At 30.7% G+C, this 22834-nt stretch carries 21 protein-coding genes; 16 read left to right on the top strand and 5 right to left on the bottom strand.

The features are described 5' to 3' along the window. Position 1: 1 nt before the first annotated feature. From EDD60_RS07190 to EDD60_RS07175, 4 genes are read left to right on the top strand one after another with little or no spacing between them, the layout of a single operon-like run. Positions 2-313 carry a thioredoxin family protein gene (locus EDD60_RS07190; RefSeq protein WP_066450409.1) on the top strand — a complete coding sequence of 104 codons (312 nt, stop codon included), beginning with the start codon at positions 2-4 and terminating at the stop codon, positions 311-313. A 52-nt stretch (positions 314-365) separates the two neighbouring features. Continuing rightward, positions 366-2222 carry an aryl-sulfate sulfotransferase gene (locus EDD60_RS07185; protein ID WP_066450407.1) on the top strand — a complete coding sequence of 619 codons (1857 nt, stop codon included), beginning with the start codon at positions 366-368 and terminating at the stop codon, positions 2220-2222. Positions 2223-2237: 15 nt separating this feature from the next. Then, positions 2238-4100: an aryl-sulfate sulfotransferase gene (locus EDD60_RS07180; RefSeq protein ID WP_066450405.1), complete on the top strand. Its 1863-nt coding sequence runs from the start codon at positions 2238-2240 to the stop codon at positions 4098-4100. A gap of 31 nt (positions 4101-4131) precedes the next feature. Then, the gene (locus EDD60_RS07175; protein ID WP_066450404.1) at positions 4132-4836 is read left to right on the top strand and encodes a phosphoribosyltransferase; all 705 of its coding nucleotides are present in this window, start codon (positions 4132-4134) and stop codon (positions 4834-4836) included. A gap of 30 nt (positions 4837-4866) precedes the next feature. Here EDD60_RS07175 and EDD60_RS07170 read toward each other — a convergent pair whose 3' ends face one another. Continuing rightward, positions 4867-6207, bottom strand: a complete 1341-nt coding sequence (locus tag EDD60_RS07170) for an MATE family efflux transporter (protein WP_066450402.1) — start codon at positions 6205-6207, stop codon at positions 4867-4869. Then, the gene (locus EDD60_RS07165) at positions 6207-6791 is read right to left on the bottom strand and encodes a cytidylate kinase-like family protein (RefSeq protein WP_066450401.1); all 585 of its coding nucleotides are present in this window, start codon (positions 6789-6791) and stop codon (positions 6207-6209) included. Before EDD60_RS07165 ends, EDD60_RS07170 begins: the two co-directional genes overlap by 1 nt. 127 nt (positions 6792-6918) lie before the next feature. On the opposite strand from EDD60_RS07165, the gene EDD60_RS07160 reads away from it, so the two are divergent. Next, on the top strand, positions 6919-7665 hold the full coding sequence (locus EDD60_RS07160) for an MBL fold metallo-hydrolase (RefSeq protein ID WP_066450398.1): 747 nt from the start codon (positions 6919-6921) through the stop codon (positions 7663-7665). Then, positions 7655-8134: a 23S rRNA (pseudouridine(1915)-N(3))-methyltransferase RlmH gene (rlmH, locus tag EDD60_RS07155; RefSeq protein ID WP_066450395.1), complete on the top strand. Its 480-nt coding sequence runs from the start codon at positions 7655-7657 to the stop codon at positions 8132-8134. The genes EDD60_RS07160 and rlmH overlap by 11 nt, the downstream gene beginning before the upstream one ends. 27 nt (positions 8135-8161) lie before the next feature. Here the strand turns inward: rlmH and EDD60_RS07150 are convergent, their stop codons facing one another. Then, the gene (locus EDD60_RS07150; RefSeq protein WP_066450393.1) at positions 8162-8635 is read right to left on the bottom strand and encodes an LURP-one-related/scramblase family protein; all 474 of its coding nucleotides are present in this window, start codon (positions 8633-8635) and stop codon (positions 8162-8164) included. Positions 8636-8760: 125 nt separating this feature from the next. Between EDD60_RS07150 and EDD60_RS07145 the strand changes: the two genes are divergently transcribed. The 4 genes from EDD60_RS07145 to EDD60_RS07130 are packed head-to-tail and all read left to right on the top strand — an operon-like array spanning position 8761 to position 14339. After that, entirely contained in the window at positions 8761-9120 is a 360-nt protein-coding gene (locus tag EDD60_RS07145; protein WP_066450387.1) for an Hpt domain-containing protein, read from the top strand. Continuing rightward, positions 9117-10205 (top strand): HD domain-containing phosphohydrolase, encoded by a 1089-nt coding sequence (locus EDD60_RS07140; protein ID WP_066450382.1) that lies wholly within the window; start codon positions 9117-9119, stop codon positions 10203-10205. The genes EDD60_RS07145 and EDD60_RS07140 overlap by 4 nt, the downstream gene beginning before the upstream one ends. After that, complete coding sequence (locus EDD60_RS07135) at positions 10192-13077, top strand: hybrid sensor histidine kinase/response regulator (RefSeq protein WP_066450380.1); 2886 nt, start codon at positions 10192-10194, stop codon at positions 13075-13077. Before EDD60_RS07140 ends, EDD60_RS07135 begins: the two co-directional genes overlap by 14 nt. 5 nt (positions 13078-13082) lie before the next feature. Further along, on the top strand, positions 13083-14339 hold the full coding sequence (locus EDD60_RS07130; protein ID WP_066450377.1) for an ABC transporter substrate-binding protein: 1257 nt from the start codon (positions 13083-13085) through the stop codon (positions 14337-14339). Between the two features lie 32 nt (positions 14340-14371). On the opposite strand, the gene EDD60_RS07125 is transcribed toward EDD60_RS07130, so the two are convergent. Then, positions 14372-15673, bottom strand: coding sequence for a C40 family peptidase (locus EDD60_RS07125; protein ID WP_243646652.1), 1302 nt, complete (start codon positions 15671-15673; stop codon positions 14372-14374). A gap of 217 nt (positions 15674-15890) precedes the next feature. Further along, complete coding sequence (locus tag EDD60_RS07120; protein ID WP_066450370.1) at positions 15891-17951, bottom strand: elongation factor G; 2061 nt, start codon at positions 17949-17951, stop codon at positions 15891-15893. 132 nt (positions 17952-18083) lie between these two features. Between EDD60_RS07120 and EDD60_RS07115 the strand changes: the two genes are divergently transcribed. The 6 genes from EDD60_RS07115 to nrdD all read left to right on the top strand — a co-directional run bounded on the left by EDD60_RS07115 (position 18084) and on the right by nrdD (position 22834). After that, positions 18084-18374: a hypothetical protein gene (locus EDD60_RS07115; protein ID WP_066450369.1), complete on the top strand. Its 291-nt coding sequence runs from the start codon at positions 18084-18086 to the stop codon at positions 18372-18374. After that, positions 18374-18856: a peptidylprolyl isomerase gene (locus EDD60_RS07110; protein WP_066450368.1), complete on the top strand. Its 483-nt coding sequence runs from the start codon at positions 18374-18376 to the stop codon at positions 18854-18856. The genes EDD60_RS07115 and EDD60_RS07110 overlap by 1 nt, the downstream gene beginning before the upstream one ends. Further along, on the top strand, positions 18856-19119 hold the full coding sequence (locus tag EDD60_RS07105; RefSeq protein WP_066450366.1) for a glutathione S-transferase N-terminal domain-containing protein: 264 nt from the start codon (positions 18856-18858) through the stop codon (positions 19117-19119). The genes EDD60_RS07110 and EDD60_RS07105 overlap by 1 nt, the downstream gene beginning before the upstream one ends. Beyond that, entirely contained in the window at positions 19116-20111 is a 996-nt protein-coding gene (gene galE, locus EDD60_RS07100) for a UDP-glucose 4-epimerase GalE (RefSeq protein ID WP_066450364.1), read from the top strand. Before EDD60_RS07105 ends, galE begins: the two co-directional genes overlap by 4 nt. Positions 20112-20165: 54 nt before the next feature. Further along, positions 20166-20435 (top strand): acylphosphatase, encoded by a 270-nt coding sequence (locus EDD60_RS07095; protein ID WP_066450362.1) that lies wholly within the window; start codon positions 20166-20168, stop codon positions 20433-20435. Between the two features lie 218 nt (positions 20436-20653). Further along, positions 20654-22834 (top strand): anaerobic ribonucleoside-triphosphate reductase, encoded by a 2181-nt coding sequence (nrdD, locus tag EDD60_RS07090; protein ID WP_066450360.1) that lies wholly within the window; start codon positions 20654-20656, stop codon positions 22832-22834.

Below are 22834 nucleotides of genomic sequence, written 5' to 3'. Positions count from 1 at the left end.
CATGTTAAAAGAAGTAGAGAGTACAGAATTTAATGAATTAGTAGGGAATGGTTTAGTGTTGGTTGATTTTTTCTCAACAACTTGTGGACCATGTAAAATGTTAGCTTTTGTATTAAATGATGTAGAAAAAGCATTAGGGGACAAAGTAACTATTTTAAAATTAGATTTTGATAAAAATAAAGAATTAGTTGATCAATATGAAGTTAAAGGTTATCCAACTTTAATTTTATTAAAAGATGGTCAAGAAGTAAAACGTATGCAAGGATTACAACAAAAACCTGCTATTATTAAAATGATTGAAGAAAACTTATAAGATAATTGCGCATTTTGCGCAATTATTTATATAAATAAAAGGAGGAAGAAAAATGAGTGTTGAATATAAAAAAATAGAACATTGGATTCCATTACAAAAAGAATCTGAAGAAAAAATGTTAGCTGAATTTGAAAGTGGAAATTATACTGTTGAAAATCCATTAGTTAAAACAAATGTGTATTTAATTAATCCATTATCTGCAGTTGTATGTTTTAAAACAGAAGAAGAAACTGCTGTAACAATTAGAGTAAGAGGAAAAACAAAGGCTGCTGACATTGTGCACACTTTTCCTAAAGCAAAAACACATGTTTTACCAGTTTTAGGTTTATATGCTAATTATAATAATACTGTAGAAATCACTCCATATCGTGGAAATACAACAACAATTCACATTGAAATTGGTGATGTATGTGATCATAGTGTTGTTGAATATATTCAAACAACACCAGAATATTTTGAAGATAATATTATGTTCTTGACACCAGCTGGTAGTGAAAAATCTATTGGAGTTGACTTTGCTGGAGATATTCGTTGGCATTTAACAGCATTATGTGTATTTGATGTTAAACGTTTAAGAAATGGAAATTTATTAATTGGAACTGACCGTTTAATTAAATTACCTTACTATATGTCTGGGTTATATGAAATGAGTCCAGTTGGAAAGATTTATAAAGAATTCCGTGTTCCAGGTGGATATCATCATGATCAATTTGAAATGCCTGATGGAAATTTATTATGTTTAACTGAAGATTTAACAAGTGATACAGTTGAAGATATGTGTATCTTATTAGATCGTAATACTGGTGAAATCTTAAAGACTTGGGATTATAAGAAATTCTTGACTCCTGGTGAAGGAAAAGGTTTATCTTATACTGATGAGGATTGGTTCCATAACAATGCTGTTTGGTATGATGCTAATACAAATTCTTTAACTTTCTCTGGTCGTCATATTGATTCAATGGTTAATATTGACTTTGATAGTGGAGAGTTAAACTGGATTATTGGTGATCCTGAAACTTGGCCAGAACATATGCAAAAGTATTTCTTTAAACCAGTTGGAAATAATTTTGAATGGCAATATGAACAACATGCTAACTTAATTACTCCTAATGGTGATGTTATGTGTTTTGATAACCATCATAACTCAACAAAGGTAGAAGAAAAGAAAGTACCTGCTTATAATAACTTCTCAAGAGGAGTTCGTTATAAAATTAATACAAAAGATATGACAATTGAACAAGTATGGCAATATGGTAAGGATCGTGGAGCTGAATTCTTCTCACCATATATTTGTAATGTTGAATATTATAATGAAGGTCATTATTTAGTTCACTCTGGTGGTATTGCTTATGATAAAGATGGTATTCCTTCTGAAGCATTAGGACCATTTGCAATTCAAACAGGTGGATATCAACAAGCCATTACTGTTGAAGTTGTGAATAATACAAAAATGTACGAATTAAAGACAAATAGTAATTTCTATCGTGCTGAAAAAATGAAATTATATGTTGAAGGAACAAACTTAGAATTAGGTGAAGGAAAAATTTTAGGTTCTATGGGTGTTACAAAAGAATTTGATACAGAAATTCCAGCTGAAGCATGTGGTGAAATGTTACCAGAAGATTGCAATGCTCGAATTGAAGATGAAATGGATAAATTTACATTCTTCTGTCGTTTCATGAAGGGTGATTTAGCAATGATGTTATTAGAACAAGGTGATGAAGTTCATCGTTACTATATTCCTACAACTGCAAAACCAGCAACAGCTATGTGCTGTGGTTCATTCTTAGATACAGATGATCGTAATACAAGAACTGGTGTTAATAAATCTGGTTTAAAAGGAACTTATGATGTAAGAGTTATTATTAATGATAAAAAATATGAAACAGGCATTCAAATCGAATGCTAGGAAAAGAGGTACAAAATGGCTATTGAATATACTTTCACAAAAAGCTTGGTTGATCGTCAAACTGAAGCTGAAAAAGCAATGTTAGATGAATTAGAAAATGGAAATTATACATTGGAAAATCCACTAGTAAAATTAAATCCTTACTTTATTAATCCATTAGCTGCAGTTATCTTATTTAAAACAGAAAAAGAAGTAGCAGTAACAGTTAGAGTTTTAGGAAAAACTCCTGAAGCAACAATGGAACATACATTCCCTAAAGCAACAACTCATATTTTACCTGTTTTAGGTTTGTATGGTGGATATGAAAACACTGTTGAAATTGAATTATATCGTGGAGCTAAAAATACAGTTAAGATTCAAACTGAACCTTTATCTAATGATGTTCCTGAATTAGTTCATATGAATACAACTTATCATTATTTAAGAGATGAGTTAATTATTGTTTCACCAGCCTTAACTGATTTAGCAACAGGTTTTGACTTTGCTGGTGATGTTAGATGGCATTTAAATATTCCTACAGTATTTGATATTAAACGTGCAAGAAATGGGAATATTTTAATTGGTACACATCGTTTATTGAGACTTCCTTACTATATGTCAGGAATTTATGAAATGACAATGGTAGGTAAAGTTATTAAAGAATTCACAATTCCAGGGGGTTACCATCATGACCAATTCGAATTAGAAAATGGAAACCTACTTATCTTAACAGAAGATTTAACAAGTGAAACTGTTGAAGATATGTGCGTGATGGTTGATCGTAACACTGGTGAAATCATAAAAACATGGGATTATAAAGATTTCTTAGATCCAGCTAAAGTTGCAAGAAGTGGTAGCTGGACTGAAGAAGACTGGTTCCATAACAATGCTGTTTGGTATGATGAAAATACAAATTCTCTGACTTTCTCTGGTCGTCATATTGATAGTATGTGTAATATTGATTTCGATACTGGTAAACTCAATTGGATCATTGGTGACCCTGAAATGTGGCCTGAAGAATATACACCATATTTCTTTAAACCAGTTGGTAATGATTTTGATTGGCAATATGAACAACATGCTAACTTAATTACACCTAATGGTGATGTTATGTGTTTTGATAACGGACATTTCCGTTCTAAAAATCCTGAAAAACGTATTTTAAATAAAGATAACTTCTCAAGAGGAGTTCGTTATAAAATCAATACTGATGATATGACTATTAAACAAGTATGGCAATATGGTAAAGAAAGAGGACAAGAATTCTATTCTCAATATATTTGTAATGTTGAATATTATAAAGAAGGACATTATATGGTTCACTCTGGTGGTATTCAATATTATGGTGATGATGCATCTGAACAATTTGCAGCTTTAATGCAAGATGATCCAATGGTTAGAACACGTTCTATTACGGTTGAAGTTTTAGATGATGAAGTGATGCTAGAATTAGAAGTAAAAGGTAATTTCTATCGTGCTGAAAAATTAAGCTTGTATCATAATCAAGATAATTTACCATTAGGTGAAGGAAAACGCTTAGGACATATGGGAGTAACAAAAGAATCTGATACATTAATTCCTATGGATTGTTGTGGTGAAGAACTTTCTCATATCTATGAAGCTTCTATTGAAGAAGAAGATGATCGTTTCAATTTCAAAGCAACATTTGAATCAGGACAATTGGTTATGTTGATGTTAGAACAAGGTGAAGAACAACATGGTTACTTCATTTCAACTGCAAAAACACCATTTGCTGCATTATGTTGTGGTACATTTATTGAAAAAGATGCAAGAAAAGTTACATGTTCAGTCAATAAAGCTGGATTAAGTGGAACTTATAAAGTACGTGTCATTGTTGATGATAAGAAATATGAAACAGGTATTGAAATCACTTGTTAACATTTCTCTCACATAAAGAAAGGAGTAGAATATGAAAGAACAAATCAGAATTCCTTCTAAGGAAAATGATAAATTGGTATTAAAAGTAACACCTGGACATTTTTCAAGTGACCGTTTCCATGTTAATTACTATATTGATATGTCATCATTAAAAATGAGACAATCTGAAGCAAAATTGGTAGCTAAGGTAATGGCTGAAAAATATGTTAGAAAAGTAAAAATTAATGCGCATCTTAAAGGCTATAATTTTGAAAATCTTATTGAAACAGGAGCAAATCGTACACCTGTTGATACAATTATTTGTATGGATGGATGTGAGGTTATTGGGGCTTATTTAGCAGAAGAATTAACTGCTGGTGGATTCCCTTCAAATAACAAACATAAATCATTCTATGTTATTACACCTGAATTTGATAACACTGGTCAAATGGTTGTTAGAAACAATATTCAACCAATGATTAAAGGAAAGAATGTTTTAGTTGTTTTAGCAACAGCTATGAGTGGTCATACAATTTCTAAAGCAATAGGTACAATTCTTGCACATGGAGGAAAAGTTACTGGATTGTCAGTTATCTTTGCGAATGTGGATAGAGTTGATGAATATCCAGTATATGGGGTATTCACACATGAAGATTTACCTAACTTTAAATTATCTGATCCACATCATTGTGAAGATTGTGAAGCAGGTATTCCATTGGATGCAGTTGTTAATTCTTACGGATATCAAATGTTATAAAGAAAAAGGTCAAACGTTGAGTTTGACCTTTTATATTGCGTTAATATGTTTTTTGATTTTTTGAAATAAGATTGTTGATGTTGTTGCAGAAGCTAATTCAGCAATTGGGAAACATAACCAGATAAGGTCTATATTACCAAGTAATGATAAAAGATAAGCACAAGGTAATAAGACAAATAATTGACGAATTAATGATGTCAATAAACTGTATGTTCCTTTTCCAACTGCTTGGAAAACAGCACTACAAACAATTGAATAACCAGCCATCAAAAAGTGAATCGCAATGATTCTTAAAGCGGGTGTTCCAATTTTAATCATTGCTTCAGAAGCATTAAAGAAGCTTAATAAGACTTGAGGAATACTTTCAAAAGCAATAACCCCTATAACCATCATTCCAGTCGCATAAATCATTGCGAGTTTAATTGTATCAAACATTCTTTCTTTTTGTTTAGCTCCTAAATTATAAGCAATAATTGGAATCATTCCATTGTTTAATCCAAACACTGGCATGAAAACAAAACTTTGAAGTTTAAAGTAAACACCAAAAACAGCAGTCGCTGTTGTTGAGAAAGTAATTAAGATAGTATTCATTCCAAATGTCATGATACTTCCAATAGATTGCATAATAATTGATGGAATCCCCACAGAATAGATTTGTTTAATAATTTGAAAATTAGGTTTAAAGCCCTTAAAATTAAAATGAATATCATGATTAAATTTAAGATTGAAAATTATAGCAAGTAGACAGGCAATAATTTGACCTGTAATGGTTGCAAGAGCTGCTCCTGCAACACCCATTTTTGGCATACCAAATAAGCCAAAAATAAAAATAGGGTCTAAAATAATATTAATAATGGCTCCTAGTCCTTGTGTAACCATTGTATGTAATGTTCTTCCGGTTGCTTGTAAGAGTCTTTCAAATAAAAATTGGCAGAATAAACCAATTGAACCTCCTACAACAATCATAGAGTATTGTGTTCCCGCTGTAACAATTTCAGCATTATTAGTTTGAACATTAAAGAATACATTTGATAGTGTTAAACCACCAACCATGAATATAAGTGCAGTTATTAAGAAAATAAAAATCGAATTGACTGCAGTTTGATTAACATGGTGTTGATTCTTTTCACCTAAACTACGTGATAATAATGCATTCACCCCAACAGCTGTTCCCCCTGCAAAAGCAATCATCAGATTTTGCAAAGGGAAAGCTAATGAGACAGCAGTTAAAGCATTTTCGCTGATTTGAGCAACGAAGATACTATCTACAATGTTGTACATGGCTTGTACAAGCATTGAGATAATCATTGGTAAGGACATAGAGATTAATAGTTTGTTGACGGGCATAACGCCCATTTTATTTTCTTCCATTACTTCTCTTTCAATTGATACAATTGAACAATGATATCAGCGACTTCATCAAGTCCTACATCACTGTTTATTGTTAAATCAAAATTTGTAAGTTGACCCCATTTTTTAGTTGTATAGTAGTTATAATAATGACTTCTTGCTTTATCTTTTCTTGCTACAAATTTTTCATAATCATCATGTTCTTCTTGATAATCTTCTTTTACACGTTTAACTCTTGAATCAAACGGTGCATGAATAAAAACTGTTAAAACATCATCATAATCTTCTAAAATATAATCAGCACACCCATTAACAATAATACATGTATCATGTTTAGCTATATGACGAATAATTTTTGATTGCATCGCAAACACTTGATCATTTAAAGGAAGTGTAAATGCAGATGATGACATGGTATACATGAAACTAGATGTTTTTTCTTCTGATGCTTTACGAATTGTATCAACATCAATTCCTAGTTCTTTTGCTGCAAGATCGATAATTTCATTATCATAATAAACAATACCGAGCTTTTCAGCAACTTTTTGGGCAATGATTCTCCCGCCTGAACCATATTCTCTGGCAATTGTAATAATTCTAGGCATAATATAACCCCTCCTTTACAATCTTATTCTAACATATTTGAAAAGATGATGATATGTTTTTCAAAATTAAATTATGTTGTTTTTCATCTTTTAAATTTGTATAATAGAGTCATAAAGGAGTCGAATTATGGAATTTCATGTTTTAGCAAGTGGATCAAAAGGCAATGCAACATTTGTATATGAAGATGGCTGTGGTATTTTAATTGATTGTGGAATCACAAGAAAACAGCTTTTATACAAATTAGAACAATTAGGTTTTAATGATTCTGATATTACTTATGTATTTTTAACTCATGATCACTATGATCATAATAAAAATATTCATATTTTTGATACTGATAAAATCTTCAGTGCCAAAAAGAATATTGAGAATTTAGATGAATATCATACATTAATTCCTTATACTCATCGCCAATTTGGTGTTTTTGATGTCTTAACACTTAAAACAAGTCATGATGCAAGTGATCCAATTGGTTTTGTTATTTCAACAGATGAACAATTATTATATATGACTGATACAGGTTATGTTTCACAAAAAAATCGTCAATATATGAAAAACTTAGATTATTATATTATTGAAAGTAATCATGATATTGAAATGTTAATGGCAACAAAACGACCAATGTTTTTAAAGAATAGAATTCTTAATGATGTTGGACATCTTAACAACGAGTATAGTGCTCAGCTGATGAGTGAAATGATAGGTGAGAATACAAAAGAGATTATTCTTGCACATTTATCTCAAGAAGCTAATACTAAAGAAAAAGCAATAGAAACATACAAACAAGTTTTCAAGGAACATAATATTCAATTTGATCAAATTAAAGTCGCGAGTCAAGTTGATGTCATATCAGGAGGAAAATATGAAGATTAAAATTATTTGTGTTGGAAAATTGAAAGAAAAGTATTTAGAAGATGGAATCAATGAGTATTTAAAGAGATTATCAGCATATGGAGATGTAGAAGTCATTGAAGTTGCTGATGAACGTATTCCAGAAAAAGCATCATTAGCTCAAGAAATGATGGTGAAAGCTAAAGAAGGAAGAAGAATCTTAGATAAAGTCAAACAAGATGATTATATGATTTTATTAGATGTGAGTGGACAAGCTGTTGATTCTATTCAATTTGCTGAGAAAATAGAGAATTGTATGATTAATGGCAAGAGTACCATTGATTTTGTTATTGGAGGTTCATTAGGACATGGGGAAGAAGTACTAACTCGTGCTAATCAACGTATTAGTTTTTCTAAAATGACATTTCCTCATCAATTAATGCGTTTAATTTTAGTTGAACAAGTTTATCGTGCATTTAAGATTATCAAGCATGAAACTTATCATAAATAAGCAAAAGGACAAGAGAAATCTTGTCCTTTAGTTTTGTCTTGAGCATTTTTCTGCATCAATAGCCAAAACAATCATTAAAACATAAATAGCGTTTTGAGGAAGAATAATATCTAAAACATAAGTATCCGTTAAATGGAAAACTTCTTTAGATACAGTCGCAATAAGTTGACCTTGAGATGTAACGATTTGATAATCCCATTCCAACCAATCCCCTTGAATTTTCCAGTCATTACAATCAAGATGAAAGACGGGTTTAAAAAAAGAAAATTCTTTATAGATTTTACCAATATATTGTTCCCCTAAATACATATTAAATTTAGGTAGAAAAGTAAGCACTTCTTCCTTAATTGTACCAATGTGATTTTGTGTTTGATCATAAATCTGTAAACAATGTCCCCAACTTAATTTTCCTTGTACATGATAAACTGGTAGATTGTTTTCATCATAAATATCATAGCTATCAAACCATGAAAATAGTCTTTGTTTAAATAATAATTTCATAAATCCTCCTTAACTTTATTATAACGAATCATGAAAATGTCACAAGTTTTTATTTTATGACAAGTAAAACTATGAATTATTTAAAAATAGTTTATAATAGGAGGTGAATAAAAGGTGGGATAAACATGCGAGAGGAAATGTTAAAAATAGGAATAGATTATGATGATTTATTGTCGAGATTAGCCAATCATGAACAGTTGGCTTTAAAATTATTAAAAAAATTTTTAAATGATGAAACAATAAATACAATTAAACAAGCTTATTTAAACCAGGATTACGATTTATTATTAAAATCTGTTCACACGCTTAAAGGAGTTTCTGGTAATTTAGCAATGAAATCTTTATTTTGTATCACAAAGAATTGGGTTGATGATTTACGTAAAGAAAATCATGCTACAACAGATGAATTTTATCAACAATGTCTCAAAGAATATGATTTTATTTATAATGGTCTAAAGACAATTTTTGATGAGGGATCACAATGAATAAGAATATCATTTTAGTTGTTGATGATATAGAATTAAATCGTGATATTCTTTGTAACTCTTTTGAAGATAAATATGAAATTAAAGAAGCGTCTAATGGCGTGGAAGCTATAGAAATTATTGAAGCATATAAAGATAGGTTGTTAGCTGTTTTATTAGATATTGTAATGCCAGAAATGGATGGTTTTGAAGTGATGAAGGAAATGAATAAACGTCAATTGATGAAATACATACCTGTCTTTTTAATTACTTCAGAAACAGATCCAAGCTATTTACAAAAAGGTTTTGATTTAGGGGCCGTTGATGTCATTACAAAACCATTTGCGATTTCTTTTATTAAACGTCGCATAGAAAATATTATAGAACTATATAAACATAGATATTCTTTACAACAAATTGTTAATCAACAGATTCAACGTATTCAATACCAAGAACGTGAACTTTATGATGCAACACGTTCCATCATTGATACTCTATCCACCGCAATTGAATTTAGAGATTGTGAATCCGGTGATCATGTTAATCGTATTCGTAAGATTACGCGAGCCTTATTAAATGAACTTGTGAGAAACAATGAATATCAATTTACGCCTAGACAAATTGAATTAATTGGTGATGCAGCAGTTATGCATGATGTCGGAAAAATTGCTATTTCAGATCAAATTCTTAATAAACCAGGACGTTTAACAAAGGAAGAATTTGAAATTATGAAAACCCACACGATTCGAGGATGTGAATTATTAGAAAATATTGAACAATTAAAAAAGAGTGATCTTTATGAATATTGTTATGATATCTGTCGACATCATCATGAGCGTTATGATGGAAATGGATATCCTGATGGGCTTAAAGGTGATGAAATTTCAATTTGGGCACAGATTGTTTCGATTGCCGATGTTTATGATGCTTTGATTAGTATCCGTATTTATAAACCTGCTTTCCAATATGAAGAAGCTATGAAAATGATTAATGATGGAGAATGTGGCGTATTTAATCCATTATTATTGAAATATTTTAATCAAGTTGCTTATGATCTTTATCAAAACTATTATCAGAATATAGGAACTAAAAATGAAAAAGAATAAGAAAATAATTATCGCCATTAGTATTACTTTTATTTTTATTATTGGAATGTTAGGTTTTACGATTATTAATATTAGAGAGAAAATGGATAGTAGTGCTATTGATTTAACCCAAAATCTATTGGATAATATAGCGCATCAGATAGCTAATTATAATGATCAGGATGAAGCTTTTGTAAAAAAATATAGTTCAAATTTTAAGAATTTAAATACTCAACAAATTCAACAACAATTAAATGTTTTAGTTGAACATTATGGTTATTTAAATGCTATTTATTTCTTGAATAATGAAGGAATTGACAGTCATGGAAATAAGGTAACACATGCTGATTTACCTTATCAAGATTTTAAGAATAAAGATTCCACTTTTTCACCAGCGATTAATGGAGCTTATGGGGTTTGGGAAACAGTTTTACAAATGCCTGTAGAAAATGGTGGTATGTTATATGTAGAAATTCCTTTTTCTAAATATTCTCAAGGAACAGATTTAACGTTTTATAATAAAACTGGTTTTGCTTGTTTAATTGATTCAGGTTCTAAGAAGATTGTTTTGACTTCTAAAACCCCAAATGTGATTTGGAATTATATGCAAGATGCTGATGAATTATTAAAAGAAGTTGGATTTAATGAAAAAGAAATTAAAGAAAATATTTATAATTCTATTGAAAGTAATGAATCAGTTGTTGTGAAAGGATCAGTCCAAGGAGAAACTGTTTATTTATCATTACGTTCTGTTCAAGAAGATTGTGACTGGTATTTATGTGGTGTGATTCCTGTAAGTGCTATTCAACAAGAATCAAATTTAGTATTAGGGATGTTGTTTGTAGCTTTTGTTTTGATGATTCTAAGTTTAGCTTTAGTAATTGCATTGGTATTATATGAGATATATCAGAATATGAAAAAAGAAAAACGTCGTTATGAAAAGACACAGTTAGAAAATGCCATTTATGATGCGACGGCAGAGGCAAGTGATTTGTTTATTTGTTTGTATGATAAGACAAGTCAAAAATTAGAAAGAGCATTTTGTAATAGTGAAGATATACTTGGATTAGAAAATGAAACTTTGGTAGAAAATGAAGATATTTTCATGCATTTATTAGATAGCTTTTTTGTAGGGTTGTCTGAGCAAATTAAAAATAATGAAATTGATCAAACATGTACATATGAAGCACAAAGGGTGCATCCATTAACACAAGAAAAACAATATCTTCGTTTGATTATTAAGAATATTAATGTGGTGGGTAAAGAAAAATATATATTCTTTATTGCGAATATTACGAATGATGTTTTGATTCAAGATTCATTAAAGATGGCTGCTTTGGATGCAAAACAAGCAAATCAAGCAAAATCTGATTTCTTATCAAAGATGAGTCATGAAATTAGAACACCAATGAATGCAATTATGGGAATGAGTGAAATTGCTAGCCATTATTTGGATAATCCAGAAAGATTAAAAGATTATTTGAAAAAAATATCACAGTCATCTTCACATTTGTTAAGTTTAATTAATGATATCTTAGATTTATCAAAGATTGAAAGTGGAAAGATGGCATTGTATGAGGAAAAGTTTGTTTTATCAGATTGTATTAGTGATGTTTTTGGAATTATTGATATGCAAGCTAAGTCTAAAAATCAACAATTACAGATTTTAAGTGAAGAAGTTGTTCATGATATTCTTTATGGAGATATGATGAAGCTTAAACAGATACTTATTAATTTATTGAATAATGCAGTGAAATATACACCAGTGGGTGGTCGTATTCAATTGGTTATTCATGAAATAAAATCTGTTAATAAAAAACTTGTTAATTTTGAGTTTTTAATTAAGGATAATGGAATTGGGATGAGTCAAGAGTTTTTAGACCGCATTGGACAGCCTTTTGAACAAGAGAAAAATCAATTCTATGGTCAAGAAAATGGAACGGGATTAGGTTTGTCTATTGTGAAGAATATTGTTTCAATTATGGGTGGAACAATGGATATTAAGAGTCAGTTAAAGAAAGGAACGATGGTTCGTATTCAGTTATCTTTTAAAGAGGGCGAACAGGATGATTATAAAGATAAGGATAAGCTTAAAGATATGCGAGTTTTCTTGGTTGATGATGATCCTATGGTTTTACAGGATGTTGGTGCTATTTTAGAAGAATTTATGATTCATGTTGATACTGCTTTAACAGGCTTAGAAGCTTTTCATCAGATTGAGGATGGTTTTAAACAACAAAATGATTATGATGTTGTTATTATTGATTGGAAATTACCGGATATTGATGGTGTTCATTTAACCCAGATGATTAGAGAAAAAATTGGTAGAGAGATTCCAATAGTCTTTATTTCTGCTTATGATTTTAGTGAAATTGAGGAAGAAGCTTATGCTGTTGGAGTTAATGATTTTATTGAGAAACCATTGTTTAAATCAAGGTTGTACCATGCCTTAGTTTCTTTGAAGAATGAAACTCATGAAGAAAGTTATAATGATTCATCTTTAAGTAATCAAAAGATTTTATTAGTTGAAGATAATGAATTGAATTTGGAGATTGCTAAGGAATTATTAGAAATGAAAGGTGTTACTGTTGTATGTGCTCGTAATGGAAAAGAAGCGGTTGAAATCTTTAAAGGTTCTCAATTAGATGAATATCAGGTTATTTTAATGGATATTCAGATGCCAATTATGAATGGCTATGAGGCAACACAAGCAATTCGTCTATTAGAAAGAGATGATGCTTTACGTATACCAATTATTGCAATGAGTGCAAATGCTTTTAGTGATGATGTTCAAAGATGTTTAGATGTTGGAATGAATGGACATATTGCAAAACCTATTAGCTTGACAAGTATAACACAGACAATTATTGAAGTTTTAGAAAAAGGGAGGTAAGAAAGATGAGAGGTAAAAATTTATTAAAGTTAATGGCTTGTTCTTTATTGATTGCAGGATGTCAATCATCTAAACCAGAGATTGTCCAAAAGAAACAAAACAATGATGCTATTTCTATTAATTTTTTAACAGGTTCATTGCAGAAAGATGTTATTGATTATTTTGAGGAAATTATGAAATCATTTCATGAAGAAAATCCGACTATTGATGTTGCTTATGAAGGGTATCAACAACTTGAAAATACGAATAAAACATTAGCTGATTTGATTGGTGAGCGTTTAAAGAACAATGAAGCAACGGATGTTGCTTGTATGGATGTTAAGAATATTTTTGATTTTGTTAATCAAGATAAGCTTGTAGATTTAAGTGATGTTCCATTTACTGATAAATTAATTGATATTGCGAAAAAAGATTCAACAGTTAATGGTAAAATTTATTCAGTACCGGCTGCATTGGTTGCATATTGTATGACTGTAAATATGGATATGTTAAAGACATGTGGGTTAACAAAGCCAACGAATTGGAGTGAGTTCTTGCATTGTTGTGAAGTTCTTAAGAAAAAAGGATATCAACCAATTGTAGGAACACAAAAGTTTATGAAGTTGATTATTTATGCAGGTGGGTTATCACAGATTTATTTTAATGATCGTAGTGAGGAATATATTAAAAAATTAAATTCTGGAGAAATGAAAATTAGTGAATTTGCAAGACCAGGATTTGAGATGTTAAAGACTTTGATAGATAAAGGATATTTGGATGCTAAAGAAGCTTTAAAATATAAGCCTAAAGATATAGTGAAAATCTATAATCAAAAAAAGAGTTGTTTTGCCTTTACTTATTCATCTATGATATCTCCTGATAGAATTGATTTTTCTTTTGAATTCACGGGTATTCCGATGAAGAAAGGAAATGTATTATTGATTGCATCTGATCGTAGAATGTCAGTTTTTACTAAGAGTCAGCATGTAGAAGAATGTAAGAAATTTGTTGATTATTTTTCTAATAAAGATGTTCAAAAAAAGACATTAGAAACTTTTGGGAAATTACCAGCATATAATAATATTAATGTGACATTGGATAAAGAAATGAGTGATTTACAGGATGTGATTTCAAAAGGAAATACAATGTTGCTTCAAGATTATAATTTAAAATTTGAACAGTGGGCTAATCTAGATGATTTATGTGATGGATTATTGGCAGGAAAGACTGTTCAACAACAATTAGATGCTTTTGATGCCATTCAGGCAGAAGCTATTAAATAGCAAAAAAAAGAAGTTTCGATTTGAAACTTCTTTTAATATAATCTTCGGCAAGTATACCATTCTTTTTGCCAATAGTTATAGCTTAGATTAGCAACTGAAATTGGTGAACCAGTTGTTGGAGCATGAACCATTTGATTATTTCCAATATAAATACCAACATGATGAACACCACCAGAAGTACCATTACTACTAAAGAGAATAATATCTCCCGCTTGTAAATTATTTCTAGAAACACTCTTTCCTAAGCCAACAAGTGAACCAGTATATTGAACACCAATATTAACACCCGCTTGATAATGTGCCCAATTGACAAGACCAGAACAATCAAATTGTGTCCAGTTTGGATTGGTAATACTACTCATAGAGTGACCTCCAGCCCACACATACATGTAGCCTAAGCGACTTAATGCTTTGTTAGCTATCTTTAGTCCTAGTTCTTCATTTGACGTTAAATCGTCGTTAGAAGGAGTTCCTTGAGGGGTAGTATCAGGTTTTTGTTGATTTGTATCAGGTTTGGTAGATGGTTTGCTAGGTTTCTTATTAGGTGTGGCATGAGTTACATTAGAAACCTTTGATTCATTAGCAGCTTTTTGTAAAGCAGCTAAATTAGCTTGAATCTTTTCCATTGATTCTTGGTTTTTAGAAACCTGAGATGAATTACTTGCAATTGTTTTGTTTTGTTCAAGTAGTTTAGCTTGGAATGTTTTTTGTAAACTTGCTTGTTTGGTTTTATCGGTTTCTAAAGAATTCTTTAATTGTTTTAATGTTGATTCTTGTTTTTTGATTTCATCAAGATTTTCATTTAGTTGTTTAACTAAATCATGTTCGTAACTTGTAATTTCTTTAAAATTAACAACACGACTAATAAAATCAGTAAAGCTTTCTGCTCCAAAGATATACGTTACAAATAAATTAGAATTCATAGTTGTTTGCATTGTATACAAACGTTCTTGTAATTGTTGATTTTGATTTGTAACTTTCTTTTGTAAAGCAGTTATATTTTTTTGAACATAATTCAGTTCACTTTTCGCTGATTGTATTTTTGTATCAATCTTTGAAATTTCTTGAGCAATGTCATCGATTGATTTTTTTGTTTCTTGAACATCTTTTTTTGTATCTTTAGCTTCTTTGGCAAGTTTTTTATTTTTATCATTTAAGTATGTATTAAACTGTTTACAAGTTTTTTGTTGCTTACTTGTTAATTTAGATGAAGAACAAAGCTTAATATAGTGACTTTCTTGACCAGCAAAATCCTCAGCATGAATAGGCTGATAAGTAAGTGTTGCGATTAAACATAAAGATAAAAGAGACATACATATTCTTTTATGTGACAATATTCTTTCCTCCTTTACAATTCATCTTCTACCATCTATTCTAAACGCTTTTTAATAAGAGTCAAATAAAATATAAAGAAAAAAGCGTAAAAGCATAGAATATTTATCTTCTAAAATAGTTAATCAGGCTGTGTTGTTGTGTGTTAAAATTGAATACTTGTAAAAAAAGAGTCAACAAGAAGCGATTGCTTAAATTGACTCTATAAAATAAGTGATTTTAATTTTTATGTTCTTCAATGATTCTATTAGTAACTATCTCAGGGGCAAATTCATATCCTAAAAATTCCATTTCAAAGAATCCTTGACCTTGAGTCATTGATCTTAAATCAACTGCATAGTTCATAACTTCAGCTTGAGGTGCTTCAGCAGTAATCTTTAACATACCATCCTCTAAGATATCACTACCCATAACACGAGCACGTTTCTTATTAAAATGTCCCATGATATCACCAGTATATTCTTCATCAACATAAACATGAAGGGTTACAAATGGTTCTAATAGTACTGGTTTAGCTTTAGGAATTGCTTCTTTAAAACACATGATAGTTGCAGTTTTAAATGCCATTTCTGATGAATCAACACTATGATAAGATCCATCCATTAATGTAGCTTTGATTCCTAATGTTGGATATCCAGCTAATACACCTGTCTTTGTTGCTTCGACTAAGCCTTTTTCAACAGCAGGGAAATAAGCTCTAGGAACTGCTCCACCAAACACTTTTTCTTCAAAAACAAAAGGAACACTATAATCATTAAGTGGTTCAAAAGTGATTTCAACATCACCATATTGACCATGCCCACCAGATTGTTTCTTATATTTATAACGATGTGTTACACTTCCACGAATTGTTTCACGATAAGGAATAATAATATCATCTAAAGCAACATCAATTTTAAATCTTTCTTTCAACTTAGCAACAACAGTTTCAATATGAATATCACCAATACCATAGAGACATTGTTGTTTTGTTTCAGGATTATTCTCAAAGATTAACGTTGGATCTTCTTCTAATAATTTTGTTAAAGCATTTGCAATCTTTTCTTCATTAGCCTTACCAACTGGTTTAATCGCTTTACCAAAATAAGGATGAGAGAAAGTAATTGGCTCATAAACAACACGATAATCTAAAGTACATAAAGTATCATTTGTTTGTGTATATGTTAATTTAGATAAAGCTCCAATATCTCCTGCATTTAAAGTATCAGTTTCAATCAGTTCTTTTCCTTTCATGATATAAAGCTTATTGACTTTTTCAACTTCTTTTTTATTCACATTATATAAAGACATACCTGTATGAACAGCGCCTGTACAAACTTTAAATAAAGAAATTCTTCCAACAAATGGATCAGCAATTGTTTTAAAAATAAATAATGATGTTGGTAATGATTCATCAAAACCAATCAAATCATCTTCACCAGTTTCTTCATTTTTAACAACCATAGAATTTACCATATCTCCAGCTGCACTAAAGAAAGCTACCATTGAATTTAAGACAATTTGAATACCAATCTGATTTGTTCCACATAAAACAGGAATTAAAGTATGATTCATAACTCCTTGACGTAAGGCCCAAGAAATTTCTTCCTTAGTAAAAGGTTCTTCATTAATATATTTTTCTAATAAATCATCATTTGTATTGGCAACAGCTTCATCAATCATATTTTTAATAGGGGTAATTTCATCCCACATATTATCAGGAATAGGGCAAGGATGAGTTTGTTCACCTTCAAAATAACGTCCTTCCATTTTAGCTACATTGACATATCCAACCATTTTATTGCCTTCCATGATAGGGACTTGGATAGGGGCAATAGCTTTTCCGTATGTCATTTTTAGTTCTTCTAACTTTTGTTTATAAGCTGCATTTGGATAATCTAAACCACTAATATAAATCATTTTTGCTTTATCATGGGCTTTATGCATGGCTTGTTTTGTTCCAACACTAATACCTTCAGTAGCTGGAACAACAATTAAAGCACTTTCGGCAACTTTTAAAGCCGCCTCAACTTCACCAATAAAATCAAAAGAGCCAGGTGTGTCTAATATATTGATTTTACATTCATTCCATTCTAATGGAATAACTGATAAACCAATTGATGTCTGTCTCTTAATTTCTTCAGGGGAATAATCGCTAAGCGTATTTCCATCCTGAACTGTTCCAATTCTTTTTGTGATACCAGCACGATAGGCCATAGCTTCTATGACGCTGGTTTTGCCACTCCCAGAGTGACCTAACACGACAACGTTTCCGATTTCGTTTGAGTGATAAGTTCTCATAATATCACGCTCCTTTTTAAGATTTCTTTCTTATATTTTATCACATCTTGATTTTAATGAAAACGGTTACAGCATAATTATAGTGAAATTTATTGAAAAAAATGATATGATGTTTTTACAGGAGGGCAAAATATGGAAGTAGGATTAATTATTTTATTATTTGTATCGAATGCTTTAGCATTAGATTGCCTTTATAATCATCGAATTAAAACAACTGGAGCTTTATTGATTTTAAATTTATGTTTGACAGTTGCTTTAGCTTATCAATTTAAGCAAATGGAGAAAATCGTTTATATATTATTAGGGCTAATTGGTGTTATTGTCTTGTTTTTTGGTGTAAGATTCTATATCAAGAAGAAAAAAGAAGCACCAATTATTATCGAAGATGCAGATCGTATTATTGAGGAGAAAGAGGAGAAATAATGGAAACAATTAAATTTGAAATTGAAATGCAAGATGGAAAAATAATGAAAGGTGAACTTTATCCTGAAGTTGCACCTATAACAGTAAAAAATTTTGTGGGATTAATTCAAGATCATTTTTATGATGGTTTAATTTTTCATAGAGTGATTCCTGGATTTATGATTCAAGGTGGAGGTATGGATGCGACTATGAAAGGTAAAGAGTGTCCAGCTATTCAAGGTGAATTTAAAAGTAATGGATTTAATAATGAACTTTTACACACAAGAGGTGTTTTATCAATGGCACGTACAATGATTAAAGATTCAGCAAGTTCACAATTCTTTATCATGCATGAAGATGCACCTCATTTAGATGGTGAATATGCAGCATTTGGAAAAATAACTGAAGGCTTAGAAGTCGTTGATGAAATTGCAAATACACCAACTAATTTCCAAGATTGTCCATTAACACCAGTTGTTATTAAGACAATGAGATTATTATAATGAAGCTCTTTTATTTAGAAAATTGTCCACATTGTCGACGTGCTAGAATGTGGATTGAACAGTTGTATCAAGAAAATCCTGAATATAAGGATATCCCTCTTGAGTTGATTGAGGAAAGTCAACAAGCCGCGCTTGCTGATACTTATGATTATTACTATGTCCCTTGTTTTTTTGATGGTAATCAAAAATTACATGAAGGTGTTGCAAGCAAGGAGATTATACAAAATATTTTCGATGATTATTTAAGGAGGACGGGAAAATGAAAATATTAGTAACTGGTGGTGCTGGCTATATTGGAAGCCATATTTGTGTTGAACTTATTCAAGCTGGACACGATGTTGTTGTGATTGATGATTTTTCTAATTCACAGCCAGAAGTTTTAGATCACATTAAAGAAATTACAGGTAAGAGTGTTAAATTTTATGAATTTAACATCTTAAATGAAGCTAAGACTGAAGAAGTTTTTAAAGACAATGAATTAGATGCAATTATTCATTGTGCTGCTTTTAAAGCAGTTGGTGAATCTGTTTCAAAACCAATTGAATATTACACAAACAATTTAATGACAACATTAGTTGTTACGAAGATGATGCGTGATTATCATGTCAATAACATTGTTTTTAGTTCATCAGCAACAGTTTATGGTGATCCTAAAGTTGTACCTTTAACAGAAGATTGTCCACTTGGAGAAACAACAAATCCATATGGAACAAGTAAAGCAATGATGGAAAGAGTTTTAACTGATGTACAACATGCTTATCCACAAATGTCAGTCACATTACTTCGTTACTTCAATCCAATTGGAGCTCACGAATCAGGATTAATTGGGGAAAATCCAAAAGGGATTCCAAACAATTTAATGCCTTATATTATGAAGGTTGCTACTGGTGAGTTACCATGTTTAGGCGTTTTTGGTGATGATTATGATACACCTGATGGAACTGGTGTTCGTGATTATATTCATGTTGTGGATTTGGCTAAAGGGCATGTGGCAGCTATTGAAAAATATAATAAACCAGGTGTGCATATTTGTAATTTAGGAACTGGTCAAGGATATAGTGTTTTAGAAATTGTCCATGCTTTTGAAAAAGTCAATGGCGTGAAAGTAAAATATGAAATCAAAGAAAGAAGACCTGGTGATATTGCAACTTGTTATGCAGATCCAACTCGTGCTAAAGAGGAACTTGGATGGGTTGCTCAAAAGACTTTAGAAGATATGTGTCGTGATACTTGGAATTTTGCGAAGAAACATTAAAAGAGCATTTGCTCTTTTTTTGTGCTATAATAAGAACAAAGGATGTGAAGCGATATGGTAAGAAAATATTATATTTTTAAAGGACGTGTCCAAGGTGTTGGCTTTCGTTTTACAATGTATCGTGAAGCAACACGTTTGAACTTGACAGGATGGGTCAAAAACCTATATGATGGAGATGTTGAGGCGTGTATTCAAGGTGATGAGCAAAGCATTAATCGCTTATTAAAAGCAATGCAGAGTGGACATTTTATTAGAATTGAATCAATGGACGTAGAGGAATTGGAAGTTTTACCAAGTGAAAGTTCATTTGAAATGAAGAATTAACATTCAATAAAAAATATAATTCAAAAAGTGTTGAATTAATCAATGCTTTTTGTTTTGTTTGCCAAATGTTAAAAAATAAAACATGACCAATGAATCATATTGCTTTATAATAGAATAACCGTGTGTTAGAATGAAATCACAATCCTTAAGAGAGATAGTTGTTTATTTCATTAAGTTTTATTATTTTAGTTTTAATGTTAAGGGAGGAAAAAAGGTACATGAAAATTATTAAGCGTAATGGGACAGAAGTACAGTTTGATGAATTAAAGATTACTGCTGCCATTGAAAAAGCCAACAAAGAAGTTGTTGAGACAGAGAGATTATCTGAAGAAGATATTGATAACATTACTAATAATGTAAAGTATCAATGTCAAAAGATGAATCGTGCATTGAGTGTTGAAGAAATTCAAAACTTAGTAGAAGATGAAATTATGAAATTAAATGCTTTTTCAGTTGCGAGAAAGTATATTACATATCGTTATAAAAGAGCACTTGTGCGTAAAGCTAATACAACGGATGAACAAATCTTAAGTTTAATTGAATGTGATAACGAAGAAGTGAAACAAGAAAATTCTAACAAGAATCCAACTGTTAATAGTGTTCAAAGAGATTATATGGCTGGAGAAGTAAGTAAAGATATTACGAAACGTTTATTGTTACCTGAACATATTGTGAAGGCTCATGAAGAAGGAATTATTCATTTTCATGATTCTGATTATTTTGCTCAACATATGCACAATTGTTGTTTAGTTAACTTAGAAGATATGTTACAAAATGGAACAGTTATTAGTGAAACAATGATTGAAAGACCAAAGAGTTTTTCAACAGCTTGTAATATTGCTACACAAATTATTGCGCAAGTGGCAAGTTCTCAATATGGTGGACAAAGTATTAGTTTAGCTCATTTAGCTCCTTTTGTTGATGTAAGTCGTCAAAAATTAAGAAAAGAAGTACGTGAAGAATTTGAACAGGAAGGTATTGAAGTAACTGAGCAACAAATTAATGAATTAGCAGAATATCGGGTTCGTAAAGAGGTGAATCGTGGTGTTCAAATGATTCAATATCAAGTCATTACTTTAATGACAACAAATGGACAAGCTCCATTTGTGACAGTTTTCATGTATTTAAATGAAGTTCCTGAAGGACAAACAAAAGAAGATTTGGCTTTAATTATTGAAGAAACATTGAATCAAAGAATCTTAGGGGTTAAAAATGAACAAGGTATTTATGTGACACCTGCATTCCCTAAATTAATCTATGTTCTTGAAGAAGACAATATTCATGAAGATAGTAAATATTGGGAATTAACAAAATTAGCTGCTAAATGTACTGCTAAACGTATGGTTCCTGATTATATTTCTGAAAAGAAAATGTTAGAGTTAAAGATTGATAAAAATGGTGAGGGACATTGTTATACATGTATGGGATGTCGTAGTTTCTTGACTCCATATGTTGATCCTGATACACAACGTGCTAAATATTATGGACGTTTTAACCAAGGGGTTGTAACGATTAACTTGGTTGATGTGGCTTGTTCATCTAAGGGTGATTTAAAAGAGTTCTGGCGTATTATGGATGAAAGATTGGATTTATGTAAAGAAGCTTTAATGTGCCGTCATAATCGTTTAAAAGGGACTCCTAGTGATGTGGCTCCAATTTTATGGCAATATGGTGCTCTAGCAAGACTTAAAAAAGGTGAAACTTTAGATAAATTATTATATGGTGGATATTCTACAATTTCTTTAGGATATGCTGGACTTTGTGAATGCGTCAAATATATGACAGGAAAGTCTCATACAGATCCAGAAATTACACCTTTTGCTTTAGAAATTATGCAGCATTTAAATGATAAATGTGCACAATGGAAAGCTGAAGAAAATATGGACTTTAGTTTATATGGAACACCAATTGAATCAACAACTTATAAATTTGCTAAATGTTTACAAAAACGTTTTGGTAAGATTCCAGGTGTTACTGACAAAAACTATATTACAAATAGTTATCATGTGAATGTTACTGAAGAAATTGATGCTTTTACAAAATTAACATTTGAATCTCAATTCCAACAATTATCTCCAGGTGGAGCCATTAGTTATGTAGAAGTTCCTAATATGCAAGATAACTTAGATGCCGTACTAGCAGTTATGCAACATATTTATGAAAATATTATGTATGCAGAATTAAATACAAAATGTGATTATTGCATGGAATGCGGATATGATGGTGAAATTCAAATTAAAGAAGATGATGATGGTAAGTTAATTTGGATATGTCCTAACTGTGGAAATACAGACCAAGATAAGATGAGTGTTGCCAGACGTACTTGTGGTTATATTGGAACACAATTCTGGAATCAAGGAAGAACACAAGAAATTAAAGAACGTGTTCTCCACTTATAA

Origin of the sequence: Longibaculum muris (assembly GCF_004343035.1) — a bacterium.
Lineage (GTDB): Bacteria > Bacillota_I > Bacilli_A > Erysipelotrichales > Coprobacillaceae > Longibaculum > Longibaculum muris.
The sequence above is the reverse complement of the archived record's forward strand: the minus strand, read 5'-3'. Positions and strand labels throughout refer to the sequence as shown.